Below are 11,900 nucleotides of genomic sequence, written 5' to 3' on the forward strand. Positions count from 1 at the left end.
AAAATAAAATACTTACATATTGACATCACCAAAAAAACTAGGTATATTATTTTTTGTTGCTTTCCCGCATAGCTCAATGGCAGAGCATTCGACTGTTAATCGAAGGGTTGCTGGTTCGAGTCCAGCTGCGGGAGCTTTTACGTTTAAACTCCTTATAAGTTATGGTGAAGCATTCACTGACTAGAGGGAAAAGAACGTGAAGCAACATTTAGAGATTATTTACTCAAGAAAATATGTGTTAACGCCTACAGCGTTTAGTGTTTTACAGTTAATAGCAACTTGTATTGATGATAGTAACATTATTAGAGTTAGCATAGTCAAACTAGCTAAAATCCTACCTTTTTCAAGACAATCTTTGAAAAAAGCTATCGTTTTGCTTGAAGAAAAAGGATTCATCACCACTTATCGTGAAAACAACTTTATTGTCATAAACTGGGTTTACTTCCCTAATAGCATTAAGGGTGGCAAACATGACTAATGCTTTGTTTTATCCATTCTTCAACTTGTAATAAATCTTCTTCACTTGCGAACTCTAAAATAAACTTCTTATCCTTAGACTTATAACCACTTATGCGATGTTTTTCTTTCGCCTCATGGTTAGAATCTAAGTATTTTCTAGTTCGCTCCGATTGTGTCATAGCCATTTTTTATGATATCTTTTCTAACATTGGAGGTGATTAGGAAGACTACGTTTGTAGCTTTCTAACTTATTTCTAAGTTATAAATGCTTTTCTCTTTATCCTTTTTCTTAGGCTTTAGAGTTCGGCAAAGTTCCATGACTTTCTTGAAACTGTTTGTATTTAGTAGAGTTACAGTTTCATCCGTATTGTTCTCTTGGATTTATGTTTCTTTTACCCAAGTTACTTTATACTTAGCCATTTGCTCCCCCTCCTCTCGTTTTGTTTTGTAAGGCTTGTTCCTTTGTATTGTTTGGTGACAAGTTGCGTAACTGTTTTACAAAAAATAATTTAAGGTAAAATACTAATAAATCAATAATATTGATTTCGTATAATTGTTTAGTGTAGCCCCTCTTTTGGGGCTACATTTTTATTTACGCTACTTTTACTTTTTCCATCACATCAATAAGCGTACTATCACACAATTTAACATATCTTTGTGTAGTTTCTTAGTCTTGAATGCCCTAACAAGGTCGATACTACTAATAAGTTACTTGTATTCAGATATGCTATTGTTCACAAACCAATTACGCAAACAATAAACTGAATATCCTTTTGGAAAACACTTCCCCATTTCCCTTTAGTAGTGATGACTACTCAAATACGGCTTACTAGTGAACGAAAACAAATAACCCTTAGCACAAGATAAGGTCTCTTTTAACTCACGCTGAACAACAGAAATATAACTAGTCTTGCCCTTACCGATAACGGTCAAACCTATACCGTTAAAGTCATCTCCTCTTACATTACAAAGCTAAAAAGTAAAACCCACAAATACAAGTTTCAAAACCAACCCTACTACTTAAACAACCTCACTCCCTAAAAACAACACAAGCAAAACTCAGCTAGAAATAACGCTACGTCAAAAAATCCCTACCTATCGACTAACCACAAATTTCACTTTTCCTTACCCACACCCAACAAATAAAGACAAAAGACTAAGTTCAAAATCTAAAACTATAAACTCAAATCTTAAAAATACAAAACCTGAGACCTACAACTTTACACTAAACCTTAGTAAAACTAATATTCTTATACCCCTCAAAAACATCCAAACACCTACATCTTCCCGTTACTCAAACAAACCTACCCCCCCTCACCTACAACCTACAAGATATAACCTACGATTCCTCACCCTCTCCAAAAACTACAAAACTTAAATACCAAAAAACAGCATACAACACACAAGATACAAAAAAGTGTTGCCCAACTATATAAAGTCAGGCAACACTATAATTACTAAAGTATTCAAGAAATAGAATTTACGTAAATTATACGTATTCAAAATCTTCTTCAGCTTCAAACCAAGTCTTGCTTGAGAAATGGAATATTATTGCAAATACACCAATAATTACATATCCAATAACAAACTCAGACTTATAATACATTCCTAGTGAAGCACTGTGAATAAATCCAAAGAATGATAAGATAGCAGCCACAAATGAGACATATGCAACTTTATCTAGTCTTCTATCAATTATGAATACAACAGCTGAAGCAAGAAGTAGACCGATAATAATTGCACCAGACTTTACTGCTGGCACACCATCCCACATTGCTCCATTCTCAATAATCTTAGCTGCAACTTCTGAATTATACCCTGGCAAACCATTAGGTAGCACCTCAGTGTAGGTTTCACTTATATTCAATACACCTGTAATTTGTGTGTATAAGAAATCAGCGACTGGTGGAATCATTGCAATGCCGATAGCAGCATAGTGCTTTACAGGAGTGTCTTTGAATGCTTGACTCAACATAATTGTTGCACACCACAAGAAAGTTATAGCTGCGATTGCTGGAGGCATAAGTGCGCTCAAGAAAGTAAACAGCCCAAATATACCAGCAAGGCCTAGTACAAGACCTGAAATCCAAGAGTAGCCAATACCAGCTCCACCTTTCTTCAAGCCACTATGTCCTAACCAAACAGTATTAGGTACTACACCACCAAATAGTGATGAGAACATTGTACAAATACCGTCAGCAAACTGTGTAGTACGAACGTTATAATCATCTCCAGCAGCATTAGCTGACTCAACGTTATCCATTGTTTCAATAAAGTTATAGATTTCTACAGGAATAATAATTGTTAAATATGGAGTAACGATTACAAAACCGTTTATCATTGATTCAACTACGTTTACTGGGTTAGGGAAATAAAATCCAACACCAGAGAAGTCAACATGTGTGCGACCTAGCAAATAAGCATAGATAATACCACCTACTATAGCTACAACTAATGGTGGAATTTTTCCTGGGAACATATATCCACCAAATAAACCTAGCATAGCTATGAATAAAATTGGCAAGCCGATAAGTGGATCAGAGTAAACATCGAATAGACCTTTAGTTGCCATCCATATAAAACCGATACCTGCAACTGTACCTAGTAGGGCTGCGCGTGGAAGGTTATTCTTAATCCACGGACCAATAAATCCACCTATAAATTCAACAAATCCACCAATAAAAGTGGCAGCTATAGCAGCTGACCACACTTTTTCAGGATCACCTAAGCTATAGTGCAAAGGCATAATTACACCATATAGTATAACGAACATGGCTGGGGTAGATACACCTGATGGCAAAGCAGTTACATTTGAGTTTCCTACTCTTTGAGCTAAACGCCATCCCATGTATGCATATATTAAACCACCTAGTAGCAAACCAAGTGACATACCTGGTATTACTCGACCATACACAATTTCGTCAGGCCATTTTAAAACATTTTTTAATGTAAAAATCACAATTATATAGTTAACAATGTTATTTGTTACTAAATATGTAATACCACCTATATCACCTTTAGTGAATACTGGCACACGTACCCCATTTTGTGTTGAATTCACAAATTTCTCCTTTAAAATATAAAGAGCTCGCCAAGTATGACGAGCTTTCTTTTATATGGATGCATTTAATCCTAGAATTGGATTAAAAGTATCTAACTTGATGCAATCAACCGGACCGATGTCTGTAATTGCATAATCTGGAATTGCAGTAATTGGCAGGAAGAACATATACATCATAGGTTCTGGAAGATCACATCCTAGTTCACTGCAAATAGCGTTTATTTCTCTTTCACGAATTGCAATATATTCTGGATCTTCGTCGCTGCAAATTCCGCCAACAGGCAAAGGTAAGAAATCAATTATTTGACCATCAGCAACAACTACCTGTCCACCACCTTGTTCAATTAGATAGTTAGCAGCTATAGCCATATCTTCAGGGTTAGCACCCATTACAATGAGGTTGTTATCATCTGGAGCCGCTGTAGACGCCATTGCTCCACGCTTTAGTTTCCAGCCTGAACAAAAACCGAGAGATTTGTTTCCATTTTTACCAAAACGTTCTATAACCGATACTAATAGTACATCTTGTTCCGTATCCGGCTGTACAATACCATCTTTTACCTGCAAAATGCAGTCACGACGTTTACGTACGAATGGTCCAATGACATTCATGGATAGGACTTTAGCTGTTCCCTCTTGAATGTCTACTCGGTATTCAAAGTCTTCTTTGCTTACTTTTTCACACTTCAAAGCTCCACTTAGAACCTTAGAACGTTTAGGTGCTTGTAAATCTATGGTTAGCTTATTATTACTTCCTACATGCTTACCACTAGCAAACACTTCCTGAACATTGAATTTTTCAGGGTCGTCAATAATCAAAATGTCAGCAATCTTACCAGGTGCAATAGAGCCTACCAAATGGTCAATTCTGTATGCTTCAGCACTGTTAATTGTTGCCATTTGTATCGCAACTATAGGCTCCACACCAGCTTGAATTGCTAGTCTCACAACGTTATCTAAATGACCTTTAGTTGTTATGTCATTGGCTGTAACGTCATCTGTACAGAAAGAAACACGTCTAGCCGCTTGAGGAATAACTTCTGTTATTGCCCTAATATTTTCAGCTAAGAAATGGGTAACTGATGATTCACGAATAATCATGAACATACCTTTTCTTAGCTTTTCAACAGCTTCTTCGTGATCATAGCTCTCATGATCTAAGCGGACACCTGAGCATAAATAACCGTTTAGCTCTTTGCCTCTAGCCATTGGTGCACAACCAAAAATTGGTTTACGTCTACGTGTAGCTTCTGAAAGAGCAATTAGTGTATCTTCGTCAAGTTCTTGGACTGCTTCCCTAACTGTCTCCCATACACCGAAGCATTCTGGCCAGTCTTGTACAGTTCTATGAATTTCAGGAGTAAAGTTGCAAGCAATAGTTGAAGTTGGGAAAGTATATGGAGTTTTATATGGAGCACCCCAGAAAACCTTGAGTGGAGTTTGTTTAATTTCGTCAAAAATTTCTTGTAAGCCCTCTAAACCGCTAACAGAAATATATTCATCTAGACCAGAAATCATTGATGTTGTTCCATGTGGAACTACTGCTTTAGCATAGCTTGTAATACTCAACTTTGAGCATTCAACGTGTATATGTCCATCAATTAGGCCCGGAACTAGGTATTTACCTTTAGCGTCAAAACGTTTTGTGTTTTCACCAATGTATTCTTGTACATCGCCAGTTGCAACAATCATATCTTTATATATCGCAACATCTGCTGGATATATTTCCTGTGTATGTACATTTACCAGATTTGCTCCCTCGATTACTATATCGGCGGGTATTACTGCACGTCCTGCTTGAATTATTTCTTTTAAAAATTCAGGACTTCTGTACATTTTTCCTCCACGTTTTTTGGAAATATTAACTGTCACACTTTCAAAATATTCAGCAGGTTACATTATAGAAATTTACTTAACTTATATCAATCAGAAATACGAATTTTACATATTTTCTTAATAAATTACTAAATAAAAAGTAAAAACTACCAATAGCAAAATCTTGTAATTTATATCACAAAGCTAGTGTTTTGGTCGTATTTCCAAGTATTGCTGTATAAGTAATGCCTAAATACTTCGTAAGTTTATACAACAAATTCACTTCAAAGTAGAAATATAAAATAACATTCACATAAATTTGCTGTCTTTTTATAAAGAATAAGTAAAATCGTATACGAGTATTTCAAGCTTCACTAATCTTTATCGCTTTTTTCAGCTGAATTGCGAATAAGGAGCATTTTAATAAACCTTTTAAGTATTTCATGTACAAAGGTAGCGATAATAAAAAAGAAGACTACTGAATGCCAAGTTTGATATACATATATCAATATAAACCACAATAAAATAGCAACTAGCCAGTAAATTTCAGAAAACAATTTCACAGCGTCCTCCCTTTTTATTATACAATTTTGCTGTTATTTTTCTCTAGTTTTCTTACGTAGTTTTTGTAAATATAAGAGACTATAAAAATAGCTATCAAAGATTTTGAAGAAATTTTACAAATAAAAATAAAAAACTATAATAAAGATACTTATTTTATATTTTTTAGTGTAGCCCCCACTGTTGGGGGTTACACTTTTATTAGGTAACTTTAGCACTATTTACTGTGTCTATGAGTGCTTCATCAAGTAACCGAGCATATCTTTTAAAAGTCTCACAAGTTTTACCAGCATAATATTTTATTTGCTTTCTAAAACGTCACAATAACTACTATACAAAACTGAAATTATTTGGAAGTAAAACGGTAAACAAAAATAGCTAATTTCTCTAGTTTAGAGCCTTGCGATTTTTTCGGCTTAGAGCCATACGAATTCTTTTTAGAAAACCCTGATTTGACTAAAATCAACGTTGATGAAGTTAAAAGAAAGAGTGCCCCGGGTGGGGTTCGAACCCACGACCAACGGATTATGAGTCCGCTGCTCTAACCGCTGAGCTACCAGGGCAACTAGATTATTATAACAAAATATTCTTTGAAAAAACAAATAGCTTTTTCAATATTTTTTCCGAAAGGCTTTATATGTTACATAAACGTATGTTTTATTATAAATAACCTTAACCATAAGAGATTTTTTCAAACAACTTTACCTATTTGAAAGGATTATAGAATCGTCCCCCATTTACATAAACTAGAGTAATAGCTAGTGCTAGTAAACAAAGTGCGACGATAATTACTATATAATCCCTTGTTCTAAAGGACTGCTGAACGTACCATGACCGCTTTTTCCCTTGTCCAAATCCACGCAGTTCCATAGAAGCAGCAACTGTTTCTATACGAGCAAAAGTAGATAAGACTAAAGGAATAAGTATAGACGAAACATTCTTAACCCTTGTAGATATTTTAACGTCACGTGAAGTATCGATCCCCCTAGCTTGCTGTGCGTGTGAAATTGTTCTGAATTCTCTCTGCACATCTGGAATATAACGTAAAGCTAAAGAAATTGAATACGCAACTTTGTAAGAGATACCGATTTTATTCAGCGATGAAGCGAATTGAGATGGAGAAGTAGTTGCAATAAAAATCAGAGCAATAGGAATTACTGTAAAATATTTTAAAGTAACGTTCAATTGATAGAAAAGTTGCTCTAGTGTTACAGAATATCTCCAAGGTAAATCAAACAACAAGTGCTTAGTACCATATATCTCTACTCCATATTCGGGAGCAAATAAAAATATAAGTAAATTATTTGTTGCCATGAAGAAAAGCAAAAAACACAAAATAATGTACAAATCACTAAGTTTAAGCTTAGATGCTTTCCAAATAATTACTGATATAACAGCCATCAATGCTAGGAAACGTGTATCAAAACCCAGCATAGCCGCAATTGAAGCCAAAATCATAATAATGAATTTAGTAGCCCCTGTGAGTGAATGCATAAAAGATTCACGTTCAATATATCCAAGTAACGTTGTGGTTTTCATGGTGTTTTACGTACCTTATATTTTATTTTTCAACACTTTTTCACGCCACACTTTATCTCTTTGTATAAAGTTGTCAATGAAGTTATTAGCTGGCTCAATACTATGTTCTTTAGCGAAATCGTAAAGAGATGTAGTTACTAAATCAGCTTGTTTCGTAATAGTCTCATTAGTCAAAATATTTGCTGGTGTATCATCAGCAACAATTCGACCGTTAGACATAACTATGGCTCGGTTTGTGTATTCCAAAGCTAGGTGCATATCATGAGTTATCAGTATGATAGTTGTGCCTATCTCGTTTAGACTCTTCAAAAAGTCCATAATCTCAGTGTAATGCGCCCAGTCTTGCCCAGCAGTTGGCTCATCTAAAATAACCACTTCTGGTTGTATAGCCATGATAGAGGCAATAGTTACACGCTTTTTCTGTCCATAGCTTAAAGCATTTACTGGCCATTTCTTAAAGCGGTTCAAACCACATATGCGCAAGGCCTTTGCTATACGTTCTTCACGTTCCTCATCAGTAAGTCCCATGCCCTGTAGACCCAAGTTAATCTCGTCTTTTATCATAACTTTCGAGATCATCTGATTAGGATTTTGTATAACAAACCCTATTTTTTTACCTCTTCTAGCAATCGGTGAGTTAGTTATATCTTTATCTCTGAGTTTTATCACACCTGTGGTTAGTTTTTCAAAACCACAAATTAGCTTAGCCAGAGTCGATTTTCCTGCTCCGTTAGAGCCACATATCGCTAGCATTTCCCCTTGTGAAATTTTGAAAGAAATGTCTTTTAGGATGTAGTTGCCGTCTATATCAAACGATAAGTTTTCTACTTCTAATATAGATCTCTCTGGGGTAATTTCTTGCGGGGGTTGTGTGGCCCAATTTTTAAATACTTCAACTATTTCATCTTTTACTTTGAAAGTATTTATATGAGCCGGTTTATCAGAAGATAATATTACTTGCCTTTTATTTTCGGGTAGCTCTTCATTTGCTAAATGCAATGCCCCTATATATAAAGGCTCACGTATGCCATGTTCAGTCAAAACGTTACTAGCTATGATTTCATCAGGAGAACCATTAGCAATAATTCTTCCACCTGAGAACAAAATAATTCTATCAACATTCTTGTAAAGCACATCTTCAAGGCGATGTTCAATAATTATGACAGTTTTTTTATGTTCTGTGTGTAGTTTGTCAATCAGCTCTATTGTTTGCCTGCCAGAAGCTGGATCTAAGCTAGCTAAAGGCTCATCAAATAATAGAACATCTACGTCTTCTACAAGCACACCAGCCATAGTCACTCTTTGTTTTTGTCCACCAGATAGATCTTGAGGTTTAGCATCTAATTTGTGTTCAATTGACACACTTCTAGCTGCTTCAAGAACTTTTTCACGCATTACCTGTATGGAAGTGCTCTTATTTTCTAGACAAAAAGCTATATCTTCGGCAACAGTTAGTCCAATAAACTGTCCGTCAGAGTCTTGCAGAACCGTTCCAACTTTTTCAGCTAAAACTTTTAGCGGAGTTGTAGTCGGATTCATACCACATACTGTGACTTTGCCTCTTACTTTTCCTTGATAGTAATGAGGAATGAGACCATTCAAAATATGTGCAAGTGTTGATTTTCCAGAGCCCGACTGTCCAACTATCAGGACTTTTTCGCCCTGATAGATGGATAGATTAACATCATGTAAAGTCGGAGCTGACTGCGCATCGTATTGGAACGATAAATTTTCGCATTCAATTATTGGATTATTCTTCGTCATCTACTGATTCTGTTAGTGAGTTACTTGAAGTTACTGTCTTTGCATATGCAACAGCAAGAATTGTGCCAACAATGATTGAAGTAACTGTGTTAGCACTAAATGATGTCAAACCTTGAACGAATACTTTGTTTGCTGGTTCAGCATAAATCAATACATCCAATGTAGGAGCGATTAGAATCCAGCACAAACCGTTAGTAGCAACCAAAGCAACAATAAACCAAGCAATAGACTGAACCTTAAAGTTGTCTTTATCTAGTTTTAGTTTCAAAGTTAGCAAACCTAGTACCAAACCAAATACTGCTGATGATAGAATCCAAGACCACCAAGCACCGAATGAAGAAATATCGATTAGATAGTGACCTACGATACCAATTAGGAACCCAGCTAATGGACCATACAAAACAGCAAACAATGCTAGTACTGCATATTGTAAGCTGATTGAAGTATTAGGAATTGGAGATGGAATTGATACGAAACGACCAACGACAAAGAACAAAGCTGCACCAACACCAGTACCTACTGTGGTGACAATTGGAGATTTTTTGAAAAAGAAGTCTGTCATTATAACTCTCCTTAAAAGAAGTAGAACGTTTATTTGAAAGTTAGAGCTTGGTTATAGAAATGTTCCATGAAGGACCATGTTCTACTTGGAAAGCTCGCGAAAATGAACCACGGTTGATTGCAATAGCGAGATTATCCAAACTGTTCACGTACATTAATGACTCACCTACATGAACTTCAGCAAATGAGTGAACATATTTTAGATTAGATGTATGAATTGGATTCGTATTGTTATTAATTTGAATCTGGATTAAATCGCCATATTCTATTCCAGCTTCAATTGCAGCTAAACGCGGGATATTTGTCCATAATGAACCATATCGAACGTCTAGGGCATCAATCGTTCCAGTTAGTTTACCTTGTTCAATTTTTGGCTCAACTGTTTCTAGCTCAACAATTTCAAAAGGTTCAACTAGCGGACCTACTCCCTCATAGTCAATTATTCCTGCAGCTAGGCGTGCGCCTGTAAAAGCATAAATATCACGTCCATGGAAAGTGTATGAATGTCCAGAACCTGGTAAACGGTTCTTTTCTTCATCAATTACACGCACACTCTCTAAACCAATTGTCTTATGCAGATGCGTTAAAGTTCCGTTATCCGGTGTGACAACGTATTGTCCTTTAACAGTTTTAGCAACAACACTAGCACGATCTGATCCAACCCCTGGGTCAACAACTGACACAAATACTGTACCTTCTGGCCAGTATCCAAGTGTTTGTGTTAGACGATATGAAGCTTCCCATACATCATATGGTGGAATATCGTGAGTTAATGTGAAAATTGGTAAATTTTTATCGACACCAAAAGCAACACCTTGCATTGCTGAAACGGCGCCATCTGAATAACCAAAATCTGATTGTAATACTAAAGCGTTCAAAAGTAATAGCTCCTTATAAATACTTTTGAAAAAATACTTATGTGCCCTTGTAGCAACAAGAATAACATAACATACTTTTACAAAATTTTTAATATTTTTATATACTTTTCAGAAAAAGTGTTTAGAGTAATTCTATTTTGTAAAATTTTCTTTTTTTAGCTATGTATTATTTTATTTAACACACTAAACTTATTCTATTGATTGAATATAAATATTCAATTTAAATTCTATGTTTTTTAAAAATACATGTAAGTATGAGCGTGTTATTTTATATCCAGTGAATCTTTAAATACTTTTAATCTAAATTGATAGGATTTCAACATTAAATAATTACTAGAAAACAAATGTATTGTCACACTTTTAACTACGACAAATGTTATAAAAACTACTTATACAGAAATAGATTTAAACTTTTATTTACTTTTTGGTGTTTGCAAGATATTCCTAATCATTTTTAAAAGAATGAATAGGAGAAATCCTGCAAATAGAAGATTAGAAGTTTGGGGAGAAATATATTTAGCTACCATTGTTCCCAAAGGGGTGACAATACATGCTGGAATACCGATTAGTAAAGCAACTTTGGGATCTAAATTTCCTCGTCTCATATTAGATACACTCCCAGATAAAGCAGCCAATACCATCATAAGTAAGCTAGTCCCTTTTGCTAGCAGGTCTGAAGTTCCAAATACAAGCATTAGGATCGGCACAATTATTCCACCCCCGCCGATACCTAGAAATCCAGATAAAATTCCCACTACAAATCCAACAAATATTAAGGCTATACATACATAAAGACTAATTTGAAAACTACTATTTCTATTAGGAACATGAATGAACATCATAAGTATTATTACCACTAGGAAACAGGTAAAGAATATTTGTATTCCTTTCTGAGAGATTTTTGTAAGTAACCATGTTCCTATTTGGCTACCAACAATTGCTCCTACTGATAGCAAGCCTGCAGCGCTCCAAGACACATTTTCGTCAATCGCATAGCTGATAACCCCAACCAGAGATAAAGGGATAATGGCTGTAAGCGACGTTCCCGCTGCTAAACGTGGACTAAATCCTACAATAGATATTAGCGCAGGAACTATTATCATTCCCCCGCCTACAGCAAATAATCCAGACAAAAATCCTACTCCAATACCAATTAATAGAATATAGAATAGCTGTTTTCGGTTCATTTGCTGACTAATCATAATACCTTTATCTAGACTTTCTCATTGTCTATCTTACTAATATTTCTATTTTACATGTTA

9 protein-coding genes and 2 tRNA genes are annotated in these 11,900 nt (G+C 35.3%); 2 read left to right on the forward strand and 9 right to left on the reverse strand.

Going from position 1 to position 11,900, the window contains the following annotated elements:
- Nucleotides 1-62: 62 nt before the first annotated feature.
- Nucleotides 63-134: transfer RNA gene (locus tag HCQ94_RS05035), tRNA-Asn, on the forward strand.
- A 62-nt stretch (nucleotides 135-196) separates the two neighbouring features.
- Nucleotides 197-478: a helix-turn-helix domain-containing protein gene (locus tag HCQ94_RS05040; protein ID WP_166982399.1), complete on the forward strand. Its 282-nt coding sequence runs from the start codon at nucleotides 197-199 to the stop codon at nucleotides 476-478.
- Here HCQ94_RS05040 and HCQ94_RS05045 read toward each other — a convergent pair.
- From HCQ94_RS05045 to HCQ94_RS05085, 9 genes are all read right to left on the reverse strand, one after another.
- A complete protein-coding gene (locus tag HCQ94_RS05045; protein ID WP_166982465.1) occupies nucleotides 456-638 on the reverse strand; it encodes a hypothetical protein in 183 nt (60 codons plus the stop codon). The genes HCQ94_RS05040 and HCQ94_RS05045 overlap by 23 nt on opposite strands.
- Nucleotides 639-1,948: 1,310 nt before the next feature.
- Nucleotides 1,949-3,520: a hypothetical protein gene (locus tag HCQ94_RS05050; RefSeq protein ID WP_198418139.1), complete on the reverse strand. Its 1,572-nt coding sequence runs from the start codon at nucleotides 3,518-3,520 to the stop codon at nucleotides 1,949-1,951.
- A 51-nt stretch (nucleotides 3,521-3,571) separates the two neighbouring features.
- Complete coding sequence (locus HCQ94_RS05055) at nucleotides 3,572-5,356, reverse strand: adenine deaminase (RefSeq protein ID WP_166982401.1); 1,785 nt, start codon at nucleotides 5,354-5,356, stop codon at nucleotides 3,572-3,574.
- Nucleotides 5,357-6,386: 1,030 nt separating this feature from the next.
- Nucleotides 6,387-6,459 (reverse strand) — tRNA-Ile (locus HCQ94_RS05060).
- A 142-nt stretch (nucleotides 6,460-6,601) separates the two neighbouring features.
- Nucleotides 6,602-7,435 (reverse strand): energy-coupling factor transporter transmembrane component T family protein, encoded by an 834-nt coding sequence (locus HCQ94_RS05065; protein ID WP_232525716.1) that lies wholly within the window; start codon nucleotides 7,433-7,435, stop codon nucleotides 6,602-6,604.
- 15 nt (nucleotides 7,436-7,450) lie between these two features.
- A complete protein-coding gene (locus tag HCQ94_RS05070) occupies nucleotides 7,451-9,199 on the reverse strand; it encodes an ABC transporter ATP-binding protein (protein ID WP_166982403.1) in 1,749 nt (582 codons plus the stop codon).
- Nucleotides 9,186-9,761 carry an ECF-type riboflavin transporter substrate-binding protein gene (locus HCQ94_RS05075; RefSeq protein WP_166978604.1) on the reverse strand — a complete coding sequence of 192 codons (576 nt, stop codon included), beginning with the start codon at nucleotides 9,759-9,761 and terminating at the stop codon, nucleotides 9,186-9,188. Before HCQ94_RS05075 ends, HCQ94_RS05070 begins: the two co-directional genes overlap by 14 nt.
- 40 nt (nucleotides 9,762-9,801) lie before the next feature.
- On the reverse strand, nucleotides 9,802-10,638 hold the full coding sequence (locus tag HCQ94_RS05080) for an SAM hydrolase/SAM-dependent halogenase family protein (protein WP_166978587.1): 837 nt from the start codon (nucleotides 10,636-10,638) through the stop codon (nucleotides 9,802-9,804).
- A gap of 413 nt (nucleotides 10,639-11,051) precedes the next feature.
- Nucleotides 11,052-11,840 carry a sulfite exporter TauE/SafE family protein gene (locus tag HCQ94_RS05085; protein WP_166982405.1) on the reverse strand — a complete coding sequence of 263 codons (789 nt, stop codon included), beginning with the start codon at nucleotides 11,838-11,840 and terminating at the stop codon, nucleotides 11,052-11,054.
- Nucleotides 11,841-11,900: the final 60 nt, after the last annotated feature.

The organism is Actinomyces sp. zg-332, from assembly GCF_011751945.2.
Classification (GTDB): domain Bacteria; phylum Actinomycetota; class Actinomycetes; order Actinomycetales; family Actinomycetaceae; genus ZJ293.

Coding starts and splice junctions, on each gene's coding strand:
- HCQ94_RS05045 (WP_166982465.1), bottom strand. CDS start 638: ATGACACAATCGGAGCGAACTAGAAAATACTTAGATTCTAACCATGAG.
- HCQ94_RS05075 (WP_166978604.1), bottom strand. CDS start 9,761: ATGACAGACTTCTTTTTCAAAAAATCTCCAATTGTCACCACAGTAGGT.
- HCQ94_RS05065 (WP_232525716.1), bottom strand. CDS start 7,435: ATGAAAACCACAACGTTACTTGGATATATTGAACGTGAATCTTTTATG.
- HCQ94_RS05070 (WP_166982403.1), bottom strand. CDS start 9,199: ATGACGAAGAATAATCCAATAATTGAATGCGAAAATTTATCGTTCCAA.
- HCQ94_RS05085 (WP_166982405.1), bottom strand. CDS start 11,840: ATGATTAGTCAGCAAATGAACCGAAAACAGCTATTCTATATTCTATTA.
- HCQ94_RS05055 (WP_166982401.1), bottom strand. CDS start 5,356: ATGTACAGAAGTCCTGAATTTTTAAAAGAAATAATTCAAGCAGGACGT.